Here is a 20701-nt window from a genome sequence, read left to right as displayed (position 1 = left end):
TTAAGCAATCGCCAGGTGATGTTAAAAAATTGTTTATAACGTAATTGACAATCATTCTCGTTATCAATAAAATTCGCACATATTCATTCTTACAATCATTTCAACATGAAATCCAACTCAAACAAACAGCTGGTTCTGTCAGCCCTGTTCGCCATGCTGTTCACTTTTTCCGTCATTGCCCAAACCCATTCTGAACCGGCCGTTGATCCCAAAGTGGATCAGTCGAACTCACCAACACAAAGCGATGAAGATGAGAACCTGGACACCTTGGTGGTGCAGGGAAATTTTTTGTATGCGGATCAAATCAATGCCCTGAAGACGCCCACGCCGATCATTGATGTGCCACAAAGTTTGACCATCATGACTGCCGATGAAATCAAATTGCGAGGCTTTGACAGCATCAGCGACATCATCGATTACACGCCAGGAGTGAACACCTCACAAGGTGAAGGTCACCGAGATTCGGTGGTGTTTCGTGGGGTGCGATCAACCGCCGACTTCTTCATCGATGGTGTGCGAGACGATGTGCAATACTACCGCCCGTTGTATAACCTGGAGCAGGTTGAGATTTTGCGAGGCCCCAATGCTTTGTTGTTTGGTCGAGGCGGTACCGGCGGTATCTTGAACCGGGTCACCAAGAAAGGGGTGTTGGGCATGGCCTTCAATGAGTTGCAAACCAGTGTCGATTCATTCGGCAGTTTTGGCCTCCAAATCGACAGCAATTTTGACACCGGAGATCATTCAGCCTTCCGCATCAATGCCATGTTTGAGGGCTTGGAAAACCACCGCGACTTTTTTGACGGTGACCGCGTGGGCATCAACCCCACCGCACGTTTTGCCTTGGGCATCGACACCACTTTGGACCTGTCATATGAGTATGTGGATCATGAGCGATTCATTGATCGCGGCATCCCCACCGGCACCAATGGTCGACCGGTTGCAGCCTTTGAAGACATCGTGTTTGGCGATCCCAGTCTGAATTTGAATGCCCTGGAAGCACACCTGTTCCGCGCTTCGTTGCAACACGCCTTCAGTGACAACCTGAAAGGCAACTTCAGTGCCTTTTACGGCGATTATGACAAGTTCTATCAAAACTTTTACGTGTCTGGATACGACCAGGCCAACAGCCCTGATGTGGTCACCTTGGACGGTTATGTGGACACCACCCAACGGGAAAACCTGATCGTTTCCGGTAATTTGATTGGTCAATTCATGACCGGTGATGTGGAGCACACCCTGATCACTGGCGTCGAATTCATCGACACCGCCTCAGATCAAGACCGTTACAACGCGTTCTGGAACACCACCCTGGATGACAACGAAATCTTTGTCATCAACCGGCCCTTGGATCTGCGCAATGGCGTGGGTGTGAATGCTTCGGGCAATCCCACCATGAACGATTTCACCGCTGATTTGAACGACGACACCCACGTGGACATCGAGGTGTTCTCAGCGTACGTACAAGACGAAATCCAGCTTTCAGACCGATTGGATTTAATTTTGGGGGCCCGCTTCGACAGTTTTGACATCACAGTATTCAATGTCGTGGCCGCCGAAACCCGCAGCCGCAAAGATGAAGAAGTGTTACCTCGAGCCGGTTTGATCTTCAAACCCCAAGAAGACATGTCATTGTATGCCAGTTACAGCGAGTCGTTCTTGCCGCGCAGTGGTGAACAGTTTGCCAACATCAATGGCAACAACAACCAACTCGATCCCAATACCTTCACCAACCTGGAAGCCGGTTTTAAGTGGGATTTTGCCCAAGGTTTGAGTTTGACCGCAGCGCTCTTTGAAATTGAACAAAGTTCCCCGCAGGTGGCTGACGATGACCCGGCCACTTTGGATGTGATTGATTCTGAAATCACCGGATTTGAGGCCCAGCTGAAAGGCCAAATCAATGACCAATGGTTCATCTCGGCTGGCTACAGCTATTTGGATGGCGAGCAAGTGAATCGCAGTGGCAACACTGGCTTGCGCCCCCGTGAATTGCCTGAGAATACGTTCTCACTGTGGAATAACTTCCAATTAAACGATCAGTTCGGCATGGGTTTTGGTTTTACTTACCAAGACGAGAGTTTCATCAACAACAGCAACTCGGCCAAATTGCCCAGTTTCACCCGCTTTGATGCCGCGGCATATTACGACCTGTCGGATCAGTTCAGCATCCAGTTGAATGTGGAAAACTTGACCGATGAACTGTATTTTCCCAATGCCCACAGCACGCACCAAGCAACGGTGGGTGCTCCATTGAATGCCCGGTTGACGGCCAACTGGCGCTTCTGACCGAGGACCCAACCCCCTGAGGTGGCTGTCAAGTCACCAACCAAAATCAGCCATGGTTTCGCCATGGCTGATTTTTTTGCGCGTCAGCTTGGGTCAGCAAACCCCACATAACCTTGTTTGGTACCCACCTGCAGGGCCACTGCTTGTTGTTTGGACAAGGCTTGGGCTTGTGGCCATTGCACCACGCCGCCCTGGTTTAAGGTGGCAGTGATCAGGTGATGGTCGCCCTGATAAATCGTTTGTGAGACCACCGCATTGGGGGTGGCATCGGTGACCTTGATGTGGTGTTTGGGAATGCCAATTTGCACCTTTTGGTCGGCGGTAAATTGCTCGGGATTGGCCAATGACAAGGTCCCCAGGGGTGTTTCGATTTGACCATCTTTGGTGCATTGACCGCTGACTAAATTGGCGTGATTGAGGAAGGTCACCACCGCCGGATGGGCAGGTGTTTCATACAAATCATGCGGGCTGGACCATTGTCGCAACTGACCAGACAACATCACGCCCATTTGATCGGCCACGGCAAAAGCTTCATCAATGGAGTGGGTTACCCACAAGGCAGTGGATTGATCGGCTTGAAGCATCGATTTCACCTCCAAAGCCAAGTCGCCTTGCAACCCCGTATCGACACTGGAAAATGGTTCATCCAACAAGATCAACTTGGGTTTGGGTGCCATGGCGCGGGCCAAAGCCACCCGTTGTTTTTGGCCTCCAGAGAGTTGGTGTGGGAATTTCGATTGATGACCTTGGATTCGACACAAGTCCAACAGCTGCTTGATTCTGTTTTGGCGCTCAGCCGCACCCAATGCCTGTAAGCCATAGGCGATGTTGTCACGCACCGACAAGTGCGGAAACAAGGCCAAATCTTGAAACAACATGCCCACTTGTCGTTCTTGGGGTGGTTTGTGGTGTTGGGCATTGGCGATCAGTTGTTGGTCTATGAATATGTCGCCTGAACGGGGTTGTTCAAAGCCGGCCACCAGCCGCAATAGGGTGCTTTTGCCACAGCCGCTGGGGCCCAGCAAACAGCCGATTTGTCCGGCTTGGATTTGCAAGCTGATGTCTTGCAGCAGGTTCTGGTGGTCATAAGCAAATGCCACTGATTGCAATTCAAGGGTGGTTGTCATGGGCACGATTGATTCTTTTGTTCAACAATAACACAGGCAACAAACCCACAGCAACAATGCTCAAAGCCGGAATGGCGGCATCGGCCAGGCGTTCATCCGAGGCCAATTCATAGGCTTTGACGGCCAGGGTGTTGAAATTAAATGGCCTGAGCACCAAGGTGGCAGGCAATTCTTTGAGCAGATCGACAAAGACCAACAACGCGGCGGTCCACAGGCTGCTTTTCAACAAGGGCCAATGGATGCGGCGAAAAGTTTGTTGGTGGCTGTTACCGGTCAACAGGCTGGCTTCATCATAGGTGTGGCTGATGCCTTGATAAGCCGCCTCCAATGGTTTCATGGCCACGGCCAAAAAACGGATCACATAGGCAGTGATCAAAGCGATGAAGCCGCCACTGAAGAACAACATGGCCGGCGCATCGGCATACCAAGCGCGCAACCCATTGATGCCTTGGTCCAACCAGCCATAAGCCATGGACACGCCCACAGCGATCACCAAGCCGGGAATGGCATAGCCCAAACCCAGGCTTTGAACCAGTCTTTGGGTCGGCCGGTGGTGGGTGTGGCGTTTGACGTATTGGGCCAACAAAGCCACCGCCACAGTGACCAAGGCCGCCAAGCTGGCCACCCAAAAGGTGTTGATGATCAGCGCCATGAAGTCAGTCCACCACAGCTTGATTTGGGATTGTCCCGCCATCAACAACAACAGCACCAGCGGTGCCACGAAGCCCAGGCCGACCACCAGGCCACACCACAAGGTGCCGAGCCAAGCCCGCCAACCGCGCAAGGTTGTTTTTTGTGTGCCTGGCAGGCCATCATTGACCACATCATAGCGGGCCGCTCCACGCCAGACTTTTTCCAGTCCCATGATCAACAACACCAGGCCCAGCAGCAAACACGCGATTTGGGCCGCGCCTGACAATGAGCCCAAACCAAACCAGGTTTTGAAGATGCCGGTGGTCAAGGTGTTGATGCCAAAAAACTGCACGGTGCCATAATCGGCCAAAGTTTCCATCATCACCAAGGCCAAGCCACCAAAGATGGCCGGCCGGGCCAAAGGCAAGGCCATGCGTCGAAAGAAGTTTTGGCCGCCGGCCAATTGGTGGGCTTCCCACATTTGTTTGGAGAGCTGTTGAAAGGCCGCGCGGGACAACAAATAAACGTAGGGATACAACACCACAGTCAAGACCAGCACGGCGCCACCCAGAGAGCGGATGTTGGGGAACCAATAATCGTCAAATGACCAGCCGAATTGCGCCCGCAATGTGCTTTGCAAGGGTCCGGCCACATCCAACCACCAAGTGTAGGCATAGGCGACGATGTAGCCTGGCATGGCCATCGGCAGAATCAACAGCCATTGCCAGTGCCGGTGCCCAGGAAACACATAACGAGCCACCAACCAGGCGGTGCTGACACCCAGCAGCAAAGTGCCCACCCCGACCCCCAACAACAACCACAAAGACTGTTGCAAATAGACTGGTAGAACGGTGGTCGACAGGTGTTGCCAGACCGCCGACTCGGGGGTGACGGCTTGCCACAGCAAGGCAACAAAAGGCAACACAAAGACCAGCGACAACAGCCACAGCCAGGTTGCTGATTTATGGATTCTGGGTTTCAAAAAAACGGGTTGGGATCATCTGTTCAAGGCTTCACATGTTACCCGGTTTGGTGGTTTAAGGCCAGCCGGCACGGTCCATGATTTTCACCGCTTCGGGATTCAATTCACCCAATCGAGACAAGTTCAAGGCGTCCTTTTTGAAGTCACCCCAGGCCGCCAACAGGGGGTGTGCTTCGATGTCGGCGGTTACCGGGTATTCACCGTTGGCGTTGGCATACCAACTTTGGGCCTCGGCTTGCACCAAAAACTCCAGCAGTTGTTGGGCGTGGTCCCGGTTTTTCGCCGCTTTTGTCACGGCGATGCCGGAGACGTTGACGTGGGTGCCGCGGTCGGCCTGGTTGGGCCAAAACACCGCCACTTGTTCTGCGGCTGCAACTTCGGCCGCATCGTCTGACTGTAACATGCCAAATAAATAATAGGTGTTGGCCACGGCCAAGTCACATTGACCGGCGGCCACGGCTTTGATTTGATCGCGGTCGCCACCCACCGGTTGGCGGGCAAAATTGTTCACCACCCCAGCAGCCCAGGTTTCGACGGCTTCGACACCCTCACTGGCAATCATGGACGCCACCAGCGACTGGTTATAGATGTTGGATGATGATCGAATACACACTTTTCCTTGCCATTGCTGTGCAGTGATCGAGGCGTAATCAGTCAACGTGCTGGGGTCGACCCGATCTTTGGCGTACATGATGGGTCGGGCGCGCAGAGACAAACCAAACCAGTGATTGTCTGGATCCCGATAAGTCGCCGGAATGGCTTGGGTGACCACCGTGCTGTTGATGGCTTGGGTCAAGCCTTGGGCTTTGGCGCGGTACAAACGTCCGGCATCCACCGTGATCAGCACATCGGCTGGGGATGCAGCGCCTTCAGCGCGCAAGCGCTCGATCAAGGCATCGTCTTTACCGGTGACCAAATTCACTTCGATACCGGTGGCAGCGGTGAATTGATCCAACACCGGCTTGATCAAGGCTTCTTTGCGCGAAGAGTAGATATTGAGTTCGGGGTTGGCTTGTTCGGCACAAGCACTCAGGATCAGCAGGGCGATGAACGGCAAAAGGATGGGTGGTTTCATGGGGTTCTGATTGGGTTGATCAAGAAAGCTGTTATTTTAATGAAAATGATTATTATTTGTAAAGAATAGATTGACCCCGTCCATGCCGGACAAATTGTTCAGTCAATCCAAAGTTTGTTTGTAACGCGTGATGGCGATCAAGCCGATCACGGTGGTGAATGCCAGTAAGGCCAGCAGGTCTGGTTGGTGGTCCATCAAATCGGTGCCTTTGAGCATGATGCCGCGGATGATGCGCAGGAAGTGGGTCAAAGGCAGCACTTCACCGATGGCTTGAGCCCATCCGGGCATGCCGCGGAACGGGAACATGAAGCCGGACAACAGGATGGATGGCAAAAAGAAAAAGAACGTCAGTTGCATGGCCTGCATTTGGGTGCGGGCCAGGGTAGAAAAGGTGAACCCCAAAGCCAGGTTGGTGACGATGAACAGCATCACCCCTAACAGCAAATCTGGTAACGGGCCTATGAAGGGCACGGCAAACACGTGGTGGGCGGCCAACAGCACCACCCCGGTTTGTACCCCACCAATCACCACATAGGGCAGGATCTTGCCCAACATCACTTCAATTGGCCGGGCCGGCATGGCCAGCAGGTTCTCCAACGTGCCGGTTTCGGCTTCGCGGGTCATGGCCATGGAGGTGATCATCACCAGGGTCATGGTCAGGATCACCCCCAACAGGCCAGGCACAATGTTGTATTGAGATTTGCCTTCCGGGTTGTAACGGGGGTGGACGATCACCGACACCGGGCCGGGTGAAGTGGCCAGGTGTTGCAGCGGCCCCGTCAAGTCATGCCGCAGTGCCTGGTTGATGATGTCCTGGATGCGGCCGATGGCATTGGATGAAGCCGAAGGGTCGGAAGCATCGGCTTCGATCAACAACGGCGGCCGCAGGCCCTTGATCAATTGGTCGCTGAAGCCGGCCGGCACATGCACCGCAAAGGCCACATCGCCACGGGCCAACAAGTCACTGTTTTCTTGGGGGCTGCTTGAGCGGTGGGTGATGTGGTAGTACTCCGACACCGACAAGCCCCGAATGATGCTGCGCACCAACGGTGAGTTGTCTTCGGCATAAACCGCGGTGGGCAAGTGTTTGGGATCGGTGTTGATGGCAAACCCAAACAACATCAGCTGCATCAAGGGGATGGCCAGCATCATGGCAAAGGTCATGCGGTCGCGGAACATTTGGATGAATTCTTTGCGCAGGATGGCATTGATGCGACTGCTGCAATGTGACCATTGGGTTGTATGCGGTGTACTCATGGGTGATTCATCCGTGGGTTCGCTGATCGGCGCCGCTTTGGGCCATCAAGGCGATAAAGGTGTCTTCCAAGCTGGGCTCCACCGCTTGCCATTTGATGTCAGCGGCTTGTTGTGCACTGCGTTGGATGGCCGCCGCCAAAGCGGCTGGGTCGGTGCTGCTGACATGCAGGGCATTGCCGAAGTAGGCGACGTGTTCGATGCCGGCTTGGCCTTTGAGCCAGGTCGCCATCTGCCGCACCTGCGGTCCAGAGCCTTTGAAGGTTTTCAAACCGGATTGGCTGATCACGTCTTTGACCGTGCCTTGGGTGATCAATTCACCGTGGGCCAGGTAGACAATCTGATCACAACGTTCCGCTTCATCCATGTAATGGGTGGAAACCAGAATGGTCATGCCTTGGTCGGAAAAGCGGTGAATCTGATCCCAAAAATCCCGCCGCGCTTGGGGATCCACCCCGGCTGTGGGTTCATCCAACAGCAGCAACTGGGGTCGGTGCATGGTCACGGCGGCCAAGGCCAGGCGTTGTTTCCAGCCGCCTGACAGGGCCCCGGCCAATTGATTTTGGCGGTGGGTTAAGCCCAATGCGTCCAGGGTTTCGTCAACCAATACCCGGGTGTTGGGCTGGTTGTACAACCGGGCCACAAACTCGAGGTTTTGGCGGATTGACAGGTCGGCCCAAAAGGAAAATTTCTGCGTCATGTAACCGGTGGACCGCTTGATGATTTCAGCCTCGGTGATGATGTCATGGCCCAAAAACAGTCCGGTACCAGCGGTGGGTTTGAGCAAGCCACAAATCATGCGAATGGTGGTGGTTTTACCGGAGCCATTGGGCCCGAGGAAGCCCCATACTTGGCCTTTGGGCATTTGGATGTCGATGCCATTGACCACCGGGTGGCCGTCAAAGGCTTTGACCAAACCCCGCACATCTATGGCCAATTGGGCGTCATTCATGGGCTTGACTGCTGGCTGGTTCACCATTGCACCTCAACCGGTAAACCCGGCGGCAAGGATTGGCCGGCTGCCAAGCGGGCTTCGATCAGAAACACCAGCTTATCGCGAACCCCTTGGCTGTAAATCACGGGTGGGGTGAATTCCGCGCTGCTGCTGATGTGGCTGATGTGGGCGGTGAGGGGCTGATCGAGGCCATCGGCGCTGATTTGCACCGATTGCCCCAGCTTGATGGTAGGCAGGTGGGCTTGGCTGAGGTGGAAACGGACCTTGTCCTGATCGGTCAAGCGCACGGTCAACACCGGTGCCGTGGCCGGCACAAATTCACCAGGGTGGTAATGTACTTCATTGATCACGGCGGTCATGGTGCTGGCCACCGAGCGTTTTGCCAAGGCGTCTTGCTGGGCAGTCAATTGCGCTGCGGCGGCCTGAACCTGGGCCTCTGCTTGTAACAAGCGGTCCACGCGACCACCCAAACCCGCGACAGCAATTTCTTGCTGCAGGGCTTTGAGGTCAGAGTCACTGATGGCCAGTTCGGTGTTGGCCTGATCCAACTGTTCTTGATTGATCAGTCCTTGTTTGACCAAAGACTGCATGCGCCGTTGTTCGGTGTTGGCCAAGTCAAGCCGTGCTTGGGAGGCTTGAATGCGCGCCGTCAAGGCCGCCAGTTCCTCGGGTCGGGCACCCTTGTGTAAGTCGGCCAAGGCTGCTTCGGCAGCCAGCATGTTTTGCTGGGCTTGTGCCACCCCCGCTTGTTGTTGGGTGGCGTCCAATTGAAACAAGGGTAAGCCCGGTGAGATGGCATCGCCTTCGGTCAGTTCCATGGTGGTCAACCAGCCAGATTGCGGCGCGGCCAAATGGCGCCACTCGGCTTCGATGTAACCGGTGATGGTGGGTTCAGGTTCCGAGCCGGTACAACCCAGCATCAACAAGAATGCACCTATGGGCAGCCAGATTTTTGGCCTTAGTTGGGCCTTCATTGGGTTCTTCATGCGTCCTCCGTTGGGTCCATGGTCAGGGCGTTCATCAACATCTGGCGATGCAGAACAAACAAGGCTTTCAAGTCCAGTGGGGGATCACCATCTTGCGCGAAAACGGCCTGCCAAATGGCCGACAACACCACCGGTGCCACCACCAATCGGGCAAACAGCGCCGGTTGTGCAATGCGGGTTTCACCGCTTTGGTTGCTGCGCTCAAACAACTCGGCGAGGGCGGCCAAAGCCTGTTCAATCACTTTTTTGCGGTAGCCTTGAATGATCTCTGGAAAGGCCTTGCAATCACCGATCAGGATTTTGATCAATTTGGGCAAGCGTCCCTCAGCGATGACTTGGGGCACAAACTCGGTCAAGGCGGTCAGTGCCAGATGCGCCGAAGGCGCGGCCTGCAGCATGTGCACGATGTGCCCTTGTTTGGGTTTGGCCACGGTTTCGATCAAGCCATTGAACAACGTTTCTTTGGAATTGAAATACAAATACAAGGTGCCTTTGGACAGCCCACAACGGGCCGCGATGTCGTCCATGCGTGCCGCCGTAAACCCTTTTTCATAAAACTCATCCAACGCGGCATCAAGCATGCGCTGTTTTTTTTCGGCTTTGGCGTCGTCACTGATGGCACGTTTTTTCATGTTGATTTCACTTTATTAAATAACTGACTGGTCAGTCATTATAGTTTTTATGACCTGATTGTCAATCAAAAGCGTCACAAGGTGGTGTCAATGGACAGTTCATGACCAATTGAGTGGAGACCAGAACCAGAGAATTCATGTTTTGTTTAAGCCCTGAAAATCAAAATTGGTTCGCAGATCTCAGATCAATTTGTGTATACAATTAGACACCCTCATCAACCGTTCCAACACCATGTTCAAACAAACTTGCCACATGAGACATCAATCGGCTCCAATGAATTATTCCTCAGTGGCCTGGTTGCTGGCCCTGTGCTTAAGTCTGTGTGGATTGGCCATGGCCAAAGGTTCCCGTCACCCAGAAATCAAGGTGATCAAGCCAACGGACAACCCCCTTGGGCAAGGCGTGATATGCGAAGCCCAAGCGCCATCGGTTTGTCATTATGCCAGTCCCAATGGCGATGGCACCGGTACTTACGCAGATCCGGCTTCGTTGCAAGACGCCTTGGCGCCCGCAGCAGCAGGCGACGTGGTTTACCTGTTGCCGGGCAACTACCAAACCAAGGTGACCATTGAAGGCGATGTGGCAATCATGAACTTGAATAAATATGCCCTCAGGGCAATGCCATTACCAACCGCTGCGGATCCTTTGACGATCAAAGGCTATCCTGGAGGTGTCGCCAGAATTCAAGGTGATTGGTCAGAGCGATGCGTGATCATTGATCGACGCTCTCATTATCGGTTTGCCAATTTGGTCATAGAAAATTGCTTGCACGAAGCCATTCGCTTGGGCATTGACATTCCTGGGCAAGACATCAGTTTTACCAACATCGAAATCAGTCAAGTGCGCTACTTCAACAACAGCGGATTCCTCACCGTTCACAGTTACCAGAATGTGCGCATTGAGGATTCAGTGTTCCATGACTATGAAACCACCAATGGGTCCAATGGCAACAGTTTTTTCCTCAAGTTCTTTCAGGCCAGTGATGTGCTGGTTGAAGGCAATGAGTTTTATGGGGCAGGCTCTGGTCTGTACTACAAACATGGGGAGTCGGTGTTGGGCAACGGTGGGTACACACGCATTTACCGCAATCATTTTCATGACCTGTCAGAAGGGGTGGCGATCAAAAGCAATCAAAACCGCACCGAGATCAAAGGCAATTTGATTTTGAATGCAGCGGTGGTGATTCATGATGAAGACGGTACCCAGCAGCCATTCACCTGGGACACTGAAATCACCCACAACACCGTGGTTTCTGGGGCCATCCAACTCAACCAAGGCAGTGATGTTTACATCCCAGGCGTTCAATTGGGTGCTTTTGAGGCTCAGGTAGCAAAGAACATTCTGCTCAATTCCGATTACTCGATTTGGGAGTATGGGCCAGACAGTCAGTTCAATGCCGGTGTTGGCTTGGTCTCGGATCACAATTGTCTGTTCGATGAAGGCCAAGCACAGGTGGTCAATTATTTCGGGGCCGCTGGTTCTTGGGGAGACCTGGGTGCCATTTACGATTTTGCCCAATGGCAAAATTTGGGTTTTGATTTGAATTCATGGCTCACAGATCCGCAGTTGGGTGCTGATTACATCCCTGTCGTTGGTTCAGCATGTGAACGGTTGGGTCATGCGGGTTTCAATTGTATTTGGGCGGGTGAACACCATCCTGAGTGGGTGTTTTGTCAGGGGTTTGAGCTTTGATTTACTGGTAGACTCAAGCGTCCAACAAATGCCCTGTTTTGACCCAAATGACGGTTTCTTCTTCGACAAAAGGATGGTGGCTGCTGAGGTGGGGGCTGCGGATCCAAGTACCGGCCGGGTAGCGACCGTGTTCGTCTTGGAAGGTGCCTGAGAGGACAAAAATCTCTTCGCCACCAAAATGGGTGTGGGGTTGGAAGACCTCACCGGCGGGCCATTTCACCAGGGTCGTGTGTTCACTGCCGTGGCTGTGCAAGGGCATCACTTGCAACCCACCGATGCCAGGTTGCCATGGGGTTTCCTTGGTATCGATGCGCAGCTGTTGTTGGTCTTTGGCTTGGAACTGACACAGCTTCACCAACAGGGTGCAGCCCGGTTCGCTGAACGGCGCGTGTGAGCTGCCATCTGGATTGCGCAGGTAGGTGCCGGCTGGGTAATCGCCGTGCTCGTCAGAAAACACCCCGTCCAACACCAGGATTTCTTCGCCCCGTGGGTGGTGGTGTGTTTTGAAGCGGGCGCCGGGTTCATACTTGACCACACTGGTGGCATGGCCCGATTCGGCCCCGGCCCGGGCCAGGCGTTTGCGGAACACCGTGGGGGATGGGCTGGGCGACCAATCCAGCCGGGCGGTTTCGATCACCACCCGCTGGCTGAAATCCAGGTTCAAGTTGTCATCTTTCATGCGTTTGCTCAATTTCTCCCGGCCATGACCCCACCATCAACGTCCCAAATGGCGCCGGTGACCCAATTGGCTTGGTTCGACAACAGGAAAGCGATGGTTTGGGCCACCTCATCGGCAGTCCCAATTCTACCAATGGGATGAAATGAGTCAAATCCTGCCAAGGTGGCATCGACTTCATCTTGATCGATGAATGATTCATAAATGGGGGTTTTGACCACCGCCGGTGCCACTGCATTGACCCGGATTTGATCCGCTGCCAACTCCATGGCCAGGTGTTGGGTCAAGGCATGCAAGCCGGCTTTGGCCATGGAATAGGCCGATGACGGGGTGGCTTTGACCGCTTGTTTGGCCCACATGGAACCGATGTTGACGATGGCGCCAAAGCGCTGATGTTGCATGTTTTTGACCACCGCCTGGGTGATCAAAAAGGTGGCTTTGTTCAGCCCCGCATAGCGGTCGTATTCCGCCGCGGTGTGGTTGACAAAGTCATTGGGGGCAAAGGTGCCGGCGGCATTGACCATATAATCAAAAGTCTGGTCTTTGAGCCGCTGAATGAAGGCGTCTACGGCGGCCTCGTCAAGCAGGTCAACAGCATGGCTTTCGGCCTGGCCCCAGCGGGCCAAATGTTGTTGGGCCGCCGCCAGTTTCTCTGGCTGGCGACCGACCAAGGTGACCTGCACTTGGTCGGACAACAATTGTTGGGCGGTGGCCAAGCCCATGCCACTGGAACCGCCGATGATCAGGGCGCTGCTGTTGGCTTTGAATGGGTTCATTTTGGGTTCTCCGGTTGTCATTGATGGGGCCCATGTTATGATGTGAAACGGCACAAAAAAAGCAGGTACCAACCGGTGTGGTGGGTACCCATTGGGCTAAATTCATGAATCCAAAAGAGAAAAAATTTTCCAGACAAACAGCACCCGTGGATGGCGCCCGCATGGTCGAGACCATCTTCGGCTGCAAATGGTCCTTAACCGTGTATCAATTGTTGGCCAATGGCATCAACCGCCCGGGTGAAATGGTGCGAGCGGTGGAGGGGCTGAGCACCAAGGTTTTGAACGAGTGTTTGCGGCGCAACCTGCAGTTTGGCATCCTGGAAAAAATCGCTTATCCGGAAATACCGCCGCGGGTGGAATACCGAGTCACGGCACTGGGCGAGCATTTCATTGCCACCGTGGACCACATCCAAGCCTTGCAACAACTGATTGATCAACAAGCACCGGCTTGAAGACACTGGTCACTCAATGACGGCGGTGACCAAAAAATACTGAATCAAGCGATACACGGTGTGCACCAGGCGCATCGCTGCAAACAACAGCGCGGCTTGCAGCAAGGTTTGCCACCAGGTCCGTTGGTACAAAGTGTGGACCGCCAGCAGCAGGTAAATGGCGGTGCCCACCGGCAGCAACAGAAAGTACCAATAACCGTATATCAAGTCCAAGCCCAGCAGATTGACCAACCAATCCACCGCATGCAGACACAGCATCAACAACACGATCCAAGCCATGTACCAGCTGTGGAAATTCAGCGCAAACACCAGATGATCACCGGCGAAATAACCCCGTTGCCAATTGATCAGCCAGGCGCACAAGAAAAACAACAAGGCTTGGATGATGATGGTGGAGCGCGCCAGAATCACCACCGACTGGTTGTATTGAGCGGCGTAGGTGGCCGGATCCAAACCAGAGGTGGGTAAAAAGTGCTGTTGGTGGATCGGTTGAATCCAGGCACTGTAAGGTTGCAGGTTTAGCTGGTCATACAGGTTGACATTGAAATCGGTGATCGGCGAGAAAATCACAAACAGGAAGTTGATGATCAGGAACAAGCTGATGGGTTTTAAATACCGCACGCGTTCGCCCACATGGTACTTGCGATCCAACGACCCTGGGCGGATCAATAACAGGCCCAAGGTGCGCCAAATTTTGTTTTCAAACGAGGTGACGTTTTCAATGTAGTCGCTGATGATGTGGCGCATGGAGCGGCTTTTGGCATCCAATTTGCGTTCCCCACAATGGCCACAAAAAACCTGGCCCATGGTTTGGCCACAACTGGGACAGGCTTGACTTGAGGGGTCTGCTTCAGTCATTCGTCATGGCGGGTTTCAAGGTTCCATTCCAATCTTTGCGGGTCAGTCAGCCAAATAGTATTCAATGGTCGATACCACCCGCACTTTTTTGATGTGGGGGTTGTTCTGATCCCGTGGGCTGACGCTGAATTGGCCTTGTCGGGCTTGTTTGATTTTGCCCAATTGGCTGTTGGAGTCAGCGGCAAATTTCTGTGCCACTTCCCGTGCGTTCTGGGTGGCCTCTTCGATCATCGCCGGCTTGATCTGATTCAATTCAGTGAACAGGTATTCAATGCGGTTGTCATAATCATCGCCTTTCAGCACGATGCCTTGTTTACCCAGATCAGACAGCTGGGTCATGGCTTGCCGGACCGCGCTGATTTGGTCTGAATACACGGTCACCACCTGGGTGCCGACGAAGCGGAAGGCGGCTTGGTTGGAATCGCCGTAGTTCTGCGCCTGTTTGTCCATGATGGACGGTGGGGTGAAACTGATGGCTGCGGCCGGAATGTTCTGCTGTTGCAGGAAAGTGATGATGGCTTGGTTGTTGCGATCAATGGTGGCATACATGTTGGTCAGGTCATTGTCGGCCAGGGAATATGAAATCGGCCAAATCACCAGGTTGGCCGGCATCTCGCGTTCTGACAGGCCCTTGACCGTGACGCTGCGGTCGAGTTTTTTGTACTCGATGATCGCCTGTGACAACAAATAGCCCATGCCGGACAAGCCCAAACAGATGAACAGGCCCAACAGAAAAAAATGGGGTTTGCGGGTTTGCATCATGTCTTGATCCCAAACAAAACTTCATTATAAAACAATCTGTTTTACTTTGACTCAAGGGAGGTCGCAGATGGGTCTTGATTAATCTGGGTGGGGCACTTAAGCTGATGTTTGATGGTGGAAGAGGTGTGTCAATGACCCAAGATCCCAAACTTAATGAGCTCATCAGACAAGCCTTTGCTGAGGCGGATGAAACAAATTCCGATGCGGTGACGGCACAGTTACCGCCTGTGGGTGCTTTGTTGACAGAAACGGCAGTGGATGGACTGATCGGTCAAACCATTGGCCATTGGCGGGTTGAACGTCTGTTGGGTCGCGGTGGCATGTCGGTGGTCTATCTGGTGTCTCACTCGGAACAAGCCATTGAGATGCAAGCCGCCTTGAAAATCTTGCCGGTGGAATTGGTCAGCCAGCAGGTGGTCGAACGGTTTGTGCGAGAACGACAGATCTTGGTTGATTTGGACCACCCCAACATCGCCAAACTGTTGGATTTGGGGGTGACCGAAGCGCACGTCCCTTGGTATGTGATGGCTTACTTTCCTGGCCAAGACATCATCTCATTTTTACAACAGACGCCAACCAACTTGACCCAGAAAACCCACTTATTCCGGCAAGTTTGTGAGGCCATGGCCCACGCCCATCGCCACGGTGTGGTCCACCGCGACATCAAACCAGGCAACGTCTTGGTCAATGATCAACTGGCCGTCAAGGTGTTGGATTTTGGCATTGCCTTGAAAGATGAAAACCCCAGCATGACGGCCACTGGGGCGGTGCTGGGCACACCAGGCTACATGTCGCCTGAGCAATGCAAAGGTCAAAATGCCCTGGTAGATGCGCGCAGTGATGTGTTTTCCATGGGCACCTTGTTTTACCACATGTTGACCGGGAGCCAACCATTCCAGGCCGACAGCGCAGCGGAAATGGGCTATCAAATCATCCATGAGGAAGCCAAGTCGATGCCGGCTGACATCCCCAAAGATTTGCAAGCCATTATCGGCCAATGCTTGGCCAAAGACCCCGATCAAAGGTATGCTTCGGCGTCTGCTTTACTGAGTGACATCACGGCTTATCTGAATGGTGATGTGGTGCAAGCCAGGCGGGTTTCTTGGTGGGGCCGGGGGCTGAAACGGGCGCGCCAATTTCCCAAAACGACCGGGTTGCTGGCGACTTTTGTGTTGGCGGTGTTGGGTTTTGTGTTGTTGACATGGTTCCAAGCCCAACAAAACCAACGGCGTTTGGAACAGGCTGAGCGGTTCGTGCAGCAGGCTGAATCGATTAAAAACGAAGTGCGGCGACTGCACATGCTACCGGTGCACAATGTGCAGCCGGCTTACCAACGCATCCGCCGGCAAATTACTGAACTTGATCAACAAATCAAGGCCAGTGATGCCAATCGATCTGGCTTGACCGACTTGGCGTTGGGTTCAGCGCATTTGAGCATGCGTGATTTTGAACCGGCCTTACAGTTCTTGCAATTGGCCCGCGACAAAGGTTGGCAATCACCGGCTTTGGATCAACAATTGGGTTATGTGTTGGCCATCGAATGGACCAATCAAAGGCAAGCCAATAAGGGCATCAAAGACCCCGCAGCCCAACAAGCCCATTTGGCTGCGGCCGAACAAAACTATTTACAGCCAGCGGTGCGATTGTTGAGCGAAACCCAACAACAATCGGCTTTTTTGGCCGGGCGACTGGCCTGGATTGAAGGGCGGTATGAGGATGCCATTGCCCATTACCAACAGGAACTGCAAACCAATCCTTGGCGGCATGAAGCGGCCAAACAAATCTCCGAAGTGTACATGAACCTGTTTCGGGAGACCGGCGCCACCGAGGGTTATGACGCCGCCATGCCTTACATGGACTTGAGCAATGAATACTTGGCGCAGGCCATCGAAATCGGTCGTTCAGATCCTCTGAACCACGTCTCCCGCTGTACCAATGCCGGCATTGACATTCAAATCAAACGGTTTTTGCGTCGCCATGAGGCGATCCCAGCGGCTTTCCAAGCAGGCATGCAAGCCTGTGAAAATGCCTTGGCCTTGGAGCCAACGGCTTATTCGCCTTGGGCCAACATGAATTTGTTGCTGCAAAACCAAGCCCAGGTGATGGAGACCGAAGGTCAAGTGGCCACTGACCATTACCAACAGGCCTTGGTTTTGGCCCAACGTGGTTTGGCTCAACATCCAGACAAGATCCCGCTGTTGGTGGCACAAATCAAGCCCTTGACCAAATTGGCCGCTGCGGCCATTGAACAAGGCCAGTCACCCCAAGAATATTTGACAACGGCGGTGGCGGTGGCCGAACGGGTCATTGCCTTGGATGCGGCTTCCTCAGAAGGTTGGAAAGAGCTGGGCCGGGTGCATTGGGCATGGGCCGATTACCAACAAGACAACTTGGGCGATGGCCCGGCGGCGGTGGCATCATTGCAAGCGGCGAGTCAAGCCTACACCAACCCCCAGCAAAACCAAATATCGGTGACTTCGCAATTGAATGCCGCTTTGATTGAAGCGCAACTGGCCCGCCTGTTGTATGACTTGGAACGATTTCAAGAGGCGCCACAAGTCATGCATGACAGCATCTCACGTCGGGTCGAACACCTGCCTAACAGCCCGCGCTATTTCAGTTACCACCAAGGGGCCATGGAAGATGCCCAAACCTTGTTGACATGGCAAGCGCAAGCCGACACCATAGGTACAGGGGTCATCGAGGACTTGGTTCAAGTATTGGTGAACAAAACCTGTGCCATTACAGGGGTGGATGCGGCAGACTGGCAAGCCTTCAAAACCAACTTGGCGGCTTTCAAGCCACCAGACATGGTCATACCAAGTTGTGATCCGGCGGTGATCGATGAATGAGTTCAACGTGACCTTATTGATTGAGCAGGCAGCCAATGGTGAGCAACAGGCGTTGGACCAATTGATTCCATTGATTTACCCAGATTTAAAAGTCATCGCAGCCGGCCTTCGTCGGCAACAATTCGATGCCAGCGCCACCTTGAACACCACCTCATTGGTCAACGAAGCCTGGATCAAATTAAAAAAATATGGCGTGGATGCCAGCAGTCGCAAACATTTCTTTTGCATCGCGGCCCAAGCCATGCGTCAAATCTTGATCAACGCAGCGCAGGCCAAAAAGACCCAGAAGCGCCAAGCCAATGTGGCTTCCATGCATGACATCCAAATCAACAGCACCGAATCGGCAGACTGGTTGTTAAAACTCAACGCCGTCATCAAAGCGGTGGCCGAGCACAACCAACGGGCCCAGGAAGTGTTTGAGCTGAAATATTTCCTGGGCCTGGGCAATGACGAGGTCGCTGACTTACTCGGTGTCAATGTCCGCACCATTAAACGCGACTGGCAGGCAGTCAGGCGGGTGTTGCAGCAGGTGTTGGGCTAACCTTCTTTGTTGTCATATTGCACAACGCATTAATACGAACACACCGAATCGGCACACATGAAATTTTTGATGCGGTCATCGTCTCTGCTGACGAAGGTGATCAATGGTTTTTGCTCGTTGTTCATGATGACGGAATGGGTTGGTCTGGCACCTGGAAAGTCATTGATCACCCGGCTGCTGAAATCGTTGCATCGGTATTCGGTGCATCGGATCAGGTGCAATGCATCGATGTCACCTTGCTTGAGGAATGTGATGATGGGCTGATTGTCCTGATTGAAGGTCAAATCGGCAGCTTGGCCTGAAGCTACCAAATCGCGGGTGGAAATCGAAGCACAAACCACATCCAAACAATAGGCCATTTTCAACACATCATTGGTCAGGTCTTGGTAGATCATGACGGGTCTACCAGTCACTGGATCCAATGCCAAGCCCTTTTGAAAATTGCCGATGAAAGTGCTGTTGTCGACGATGCGATTGTTGCCGGTGTTGCAGTAGGTGCTGGTACAATCACGTACTTTTAGGATTTGGTTGCTGTCTGCGTTGTAAAGGATCAAGGCCCGGTTGCTGGCTGCACGCCAGATGATGCGACTGTAATTGCCGGTGTTACCTGCACTGTCGACGACATAGTTGTTGCTGGCCGTGCATGCGCTGTTAAAACAAGCAAAAACCCGCAAGTCATCATTGTCAAAATCATAATAACTGATCAAGGGAAACCCAGATGAAGTGTGGGTCAAAGAAGGATTACTGCCATCAGTGTTTAAGTCAATGACATTGTGGTTGGTACAGTCTGTGGTCACGCAAACCAACAACTTCAATGTGTAGTTTTCGTTGTAAACCACATTGAGTTTGTTGCTGATTGGGTTGATGGCCGCACTGAAGCCCACACCAGCCAATGAACCAATTAACCATTGATCCATGTTTTGAACGCCTGCTGTGCAATTGGCATTGTGGCATTGGTAGAGGTGTAAATATGGCACGCCATTCATGTCGTATGATGCATAGATGATGATGGGCAGGCCGTTGCTGTTCAAAACCGATTGGACAGCCACAAAAATATTGTCTGTGACATCAACTGAATTCAATTGACTCACCGGCAACAGCTCACAGTCCAAGCTGCCATCTTGGTTGATGGTACGCAGATGGTGTCCTGGTGCACATTGTCCATTGATTCTTTGTTGTACTTGTGAACTGTTGATTTGATTGCTGCCCACCGCACTGGCTTGAATCTTATTGGCGCTGACGGCGCCATCAGCCAACTTGTCCTCATTGATTATGGCATTGGTCAAATCAGCCCTTTGGATGGTGCCATCAACGATGTCGGCACTGGTGACTGTGGTCAGGCCCGCTTGGTCACTGGCACAAGCCACACTGCCGTCTTGGTTGACACTTTGCAAATACTGACCGACTGGGCAGGTGCCATTGATGCGGTTTTGGATCTGCGATGGATTGATGTGGCTGTTGTTGATGCTGCCGCCTTGGATTTTGTCAGCGGTGATGCTGAAATTGGCCAAATCGGCGGTGTCCACGGTGCCATCGACGATGTCACCACCGGTCACTTGGGTCAGGCCAGTTTGGTCAGCGGCACAATTGACCGAACCGTCTTGGTTGATACCAGTCAGGTATTGGTTGCTGGGACAAGTACCGGTGACCCGTCCTTGGATTTCAATCAAATTGGCTTGACTGGCGCCGATTGCTTGCGCTTGTACTTTGGCGCTGCTGACGCTGCCATCGCGCAGTTCGGCTTGACCCACTGCATCAACGCCAACGAATTGGGCATGGATGGCATAAGGGCTGGATTGGATGATCTGTCTGGGTAACAGCTGTTGGTAGCCTCCGGTGCTGTTGCCCGGTCTGACATGGATTTCCAACCACATGTGATCACCAATGAATGCACCCAAGCCGAAATCCAAAGGCGTGGCAAACATGCCGTCATTCACTGGCAAGTCATCAGCCAAGTAACTGCCCACCAAAGTGCCACCTTGGGCGGCATCATACAATTCAAACTCAAAGTCCATGGTTTGATTCACCGGTTGGCCGGCAGAACGCAATTCCCCTTGGTAGGTGAACTCACTGCTCAACGGGGTTTGGCCCTCGGCTGCAAAACTGGCCATCACCCAGGCCATAAAAATTAATGTGTTGCGGATCATGCTGGTTCTCCTGTTTG

At 53.1% G+C, this 20701-nt stretch carries 17 protein-coding genes; 5 read left to right on the top strand and 12 right to left on the bottom strand.

The window, feature by feature from the left end:
- Positions 1-105: 105 nt before the first annotated feature.
- Positions 106-2283 carry a TonB-dependent receptor gene (locus tag K7G70_RS07525; RefSeq protein WP_223788005.1) on the top strand — a complete coding sequence of 726 codons (2178 nt, stop codon included), beginning with the start codon at positions 106-108 and terminating at the stop codon, positions 2281-2283.
- 83 nt (positions 2284-2366) lie between these two features.
- On the opposite strand, the gene K7G70_RS07520 is transcribed toward K7G70_RS07525, so the two are convergent.
- The 7 genes from K7G70_RS07520 to K7G70_RS07490 all read right to left on the bottom strand — a co-directional run bounded on the left by K7G70_RS07520 (position 2367) and on the right by K7G70_RS07490 (position 9927).
- Complete coding sequence (locus K7G70_RS07520; RefSeq protein ID WP_223788004.1) at positions 2367-3410, bottom strand: ABC transporter ATP-binding protein; 1044 nt, start codon at positions 3408-3410, stop codon at positions 2367-2369.
- Positions 3394-5025, bottom strand: coding sequence for an ABC transporter permease (locus tag K7G70_RS07515; RefSeq protein ID WP_223788003.1), 1632 nt, complete (start codon positions 5023-5025; stop codon positions 3394-3396). The genes K7G70_RS07520 and K7G70_RS07515 overlap by 17 nt, the downstream gene beginning before the upstream one ends.
- Before the next feature lie 55 nt (positions 5026-5080).
- Positions 5081-6100 carry a Fe(3+) ABC transporter substrate-binding protein gene (locus K7G70_RS07510; protein ID WP_223788002.1) on the bottom strand — a complete coding sequence of 340 codons (1020 nt, stop codon included), beginning with the start codon at positions 6098-6100 and terminating at the stop codon, positions 5081-5083.
- A 102-nt stretch (positions 6101-6202) separates the two neighbouring features.
- Positions 6203-7357, bottom strand: a complete 1155-nt coding sequence (locus tag K7G70_RS07505) for an ABC transporter permease (protein WP_223788001.1) — start codon at positions 7355-7357, stop codon at positions 6203-6205.
- Between the two features lie 7 nt (positions 7358-7364).
- Positions 7365-8306, bottom strand: coding sequence for an ABC transporter ATP-binding protein (locus tag K7G70_RS07500; protein WP_223788000.1), 942 nt, complete (start codon positions 8304-8306; stop codon positions 7365-7367).
- Positions 8307-8326: 20 nt separating this feature from the next.
- Complete coding sequence (locus K7G70_RS07495; RefSeq protein ID WP_223787999.1) at positions 8327-9295, bottom strand: HlyD family secretion protein; 969 nt, start codon at positions 9293-9295, stop codon at positions 8327-8329.
- Positions 9292-9927 carry a TetR/AcrR family transcriptional regulator gene (locus K7G70_RS07490; protein ID WP_223787998.1) on the bottom strand — a complete coding sequence of 212 codons (636 nt, stop codon included), beginning with the start codon at positions 9925-9927 and terminating at the stop codon, positions 9292-9294. Before K7G70_RS07490 ends, K7G70_RS07495 begins: the two co-directional genes overlap by 4 nt.
- 274 nt (positions 9928-10201) lie before the next feature.
- Here K7G70_RS07490 and K7G70_RS07485 point away from each other — a divergent pair, with 274 nt between their 5' ends.
- A complete protein-coding gene (locus K7G70_RS07485) occupies positions 10202-11620 on the top strand; it encodes a right-handed parallel beta-helix repeat-containing protein (RefSeq protein WP_223787997.1) in 1419 nt (472 codons plus the stop codon).
- Positions 11621-11633: 13 nt separating this feature from the next.
- Here K7G70_RS07485 and K7G70_RS07480 read toward each other — a convergent pair whose 3' ends face one another.
- Together K7G70_RS07480 and K7G70_RS07475 are read right to left on the bottom strand one after the other, a co-directional pair.
- Positions 11634-12299 carry a cupin domain-containing protein gene (locus tag K7G70_RS07480; RefSeq protein ID WP_223787996.1) on the bottom strand — a complete coding sequence of 222 codons (666 nt, stop codon included), beginning with the start codon at positions 12297-12299 and terminating at the stop codon, positions 11634-11636.
- Between the two features lie 8 nt (positions 12300-12307).
- Positions 12308-13072 carry an SDR family NAD(P)-dependent oxidoreductase gene (locus tag K7G70_RS07475; RefSeq protein ID WP_223787995.1) on the bottom strand — a complete coding sequence of 255 codons (765 nt, stop codon included), beginning with the start codon at positions 13070-13072 and terminating at the stop codon, positions 12308-12310.
- Between the two features lie 104 nt (positions 13073-13176).
- On the opposite strand from K7G70_RS07475, the gene K7G70_RS07470 reads away from it, so the two are divergent.
- A complete protein-coding gene (locus K7G70_RS07470; RefSeq protein ID WP_223787994.1) occupies positions 13177-13524 on the top strand; it encodes a winged helix-turn-helix transcriptional regulator in 348 nt (115 codons plus the stop codon).
- 9 nt (positions 13525-13533) lie between these two features.
- Here K7G70_RS07470 and K7G70_RS07465 read toward each other — a convergent pair whose 3' ends face one another.
- Together K7G70_RS07465 and K7G70_RS07460 are read right to left on the bottom strand one after the other, a co-directional pair.
- Positions 13534-14382 carry a DUF3667 domain-containing protein gene (locus K7G70_RS07465; protein ID WP_223787993.1) on the bottom strand — a complete coding sequence of 283 codons (849 nt, stop codon included), beginning with the start codon at positions 14380-14382 and terminating at the stop codon, positions 13534-13536.
- Between the two features lie 42 nt (positions 14383-14424).
- Positions 14425-15144 carry an SIMPL domain-containing protein gene (locus tag K7G70_RS07460; RefSeq protein ID WP_223787992.1) on the bottom strand — a complete coding sequence of 240 codons (720 nt, stop codon included), beginning with the start codon at positions 15142-15144 and terminating at the stop codon, positions 14425-14427.
- 131 nt (positions 15145-15275) lie between these two features.
- Between K7G70_RS07460 and K7G70_RS07455 the strand changes: the two genes are divergently transcribed.
- Positions 15276-17996: a serine/threonine-protein kinase gene (locus tag K7G70_RS07455; protein WP_223787991.1), complete on the top strand. Its 2721-nt coding sequence runs from the start codon at positions 15276-15278 to the stop codon at positions 17994-17996.
- Positions 17989-18537: an ECF-type sigma factor gene (locus tag K7G70_RS07450; protein WP_223787990.1), complete on the top strand. Its 549-nt coding sequence runs from the start codon at positions 17989-17991 to the stop codon at positions 18535-18537. Before K7G70_RS07455 ends, K7G70_RS07450 begins: the two co-directional genes overlap by 8 nt.
- 29 nt (positions 18538-18566) lie before the next feature.
- Here K7G70_RS07450 and K7G70_RS07445 read toward each other — a convergent pair whose 3' ends face one another.
- The gene (locus K7G70_RS07445; RefSeq protein ID WP_223787989.1) at positions 18567-20684 is read right to left on the bottom strand and encodes a DUF8740 domain-containing protein; all 2118 of its coding nucleotides are present in this window, start codon (positions 20682-20684) and stop codon (positions 18567-18569) included.
- Positions 20685-20701 lie beyond the last annotated feature (17 nt).

It is taken from the genome of Marinicella meishanensis (assembly GCF_019931145.1).
Lineage (GTDB): Bacteria > Pseudomonadota > Gammaproteobacteria > Xanthomonadales > Marinicellaceae > Marinicella > Marinicella meishanensis.
Note: the sequence above shows the minus strand (reverse complement) of the source record. Positions and strands in the feature narration are given on the sequence as shown.

Bases quoted from the DNA above. Each gene is read 5' to 3' on its own strand.
- K7G70_RS07525 (WP_223788005.1), top strand. From the start codon at position 106: ATGAAATCCAACTCAAACAAACAGCTGGTTCTGTCAGCCCTGTTCGCC.
- K7G70_RS07520 (WP_223788004.1), bottom strand. From the start codon at position 3,410: ATGACAACCACCCTTGAATTGCAATCAGTGGCATTTGCTTATGACCAC.
- K7G70_RS07510 (WP_223788002.1), bottom strand. From the start codon at position 6,100: ATGAAACCACCCATCCTTTTGCCGTTCATCGCCCTGCTGATCCTGAGT.
- K7G70_RS07505 (WP_223788001.1), bottom strand. From the start codon at position 7,357: ATGAGTACACCGCATACAACCCAATGGTCACATTGCAGCAGTCGCATC.
- K7G70_RS07500 (WP_223788000.1), bottom strand. From the start codon at position 8,306: ATGAATGACGCCCAATTGGCCATAGATGTGCGGGGTTTGGTCAAAGCC.
- K7G70_RS07495 (WP_223787999.1), bottom strand. From the start codon at position 9,295: ATGAAGAACCCAATGAAGGCCCAACTAAGGCCAAAAATCTGGCTGCCC.
- K7G70_RS07490 (WP_223787998.1), bottom strand. From the start codon at position 9,927: ATGAAAAAACGTGCCATCAGTGACGACGCCAAAGCCGAAAAAAAACAG.
- K7G70_RS07485 (WP_223787997.1), top strand. From the start codon at position 10,202: ATGAATTATTCCTCAGTGGCCTGGTTGCTGGCCCTGTGCTTAAGTCTG.
- K7G70_RS07480 (WP_223787996.1), bottom strand. From the start codon at position 12,299: ATGAAAGATGACAACTTGAACCTGGATTTCAGCCAGCGGGTGGTGATC.
- K7G70_RS07475 (WP_223787995.1), bottom strand. From the start codon at position 13,072: ATGAACCCATTCAAAGCCAACAGCAGCGCCCTGATCATCGGCGGTTCC.
- K7G70_RS07470 (WP_223787994.1), top strand. From the start codon at position 13,177: ATGAATCCAAAAGAGAAAAAATTTTCCAGACAAACAGCACCCGTGGAT.
- K7G70_RS07465 (WP_223787993.1), bottom strand. From the start codon at position 14,382: ATGACTGAAGCAGACCCCTCAAGTCAAGCCTGTCCCAGTTGTGGCCAA.
- K7G70_RS07460 (WP_223787992.1), bottom strand. From the start codon at position 15,144: ATGATGCAAACCCGCAAACCCCATTTTTTTCTGTTGGGCCTGTTCATC.
- K7G70_RS07455 (WP_223787991.1), top strand. From the start codon at position 15,276: ATGACCCAAGATCCCAAACTTAATGAGCTCATCAGACAAGCCTTTGCT.
- K7G70_RS07450 (WP_223787990.1), top strand. From the start codon at position 17,989: ATGAATGAGTTCAACGTGACCTTATTGATTGAGCAGGCAGCCAATGGT.
- K7G70_RS07445 (WP_223787989.1), bottom strand. From the start codon at position 20,684: ATGATCCGCAACACATTAATTTTTATGGCCTGGGTGATGGCCAGTTTT.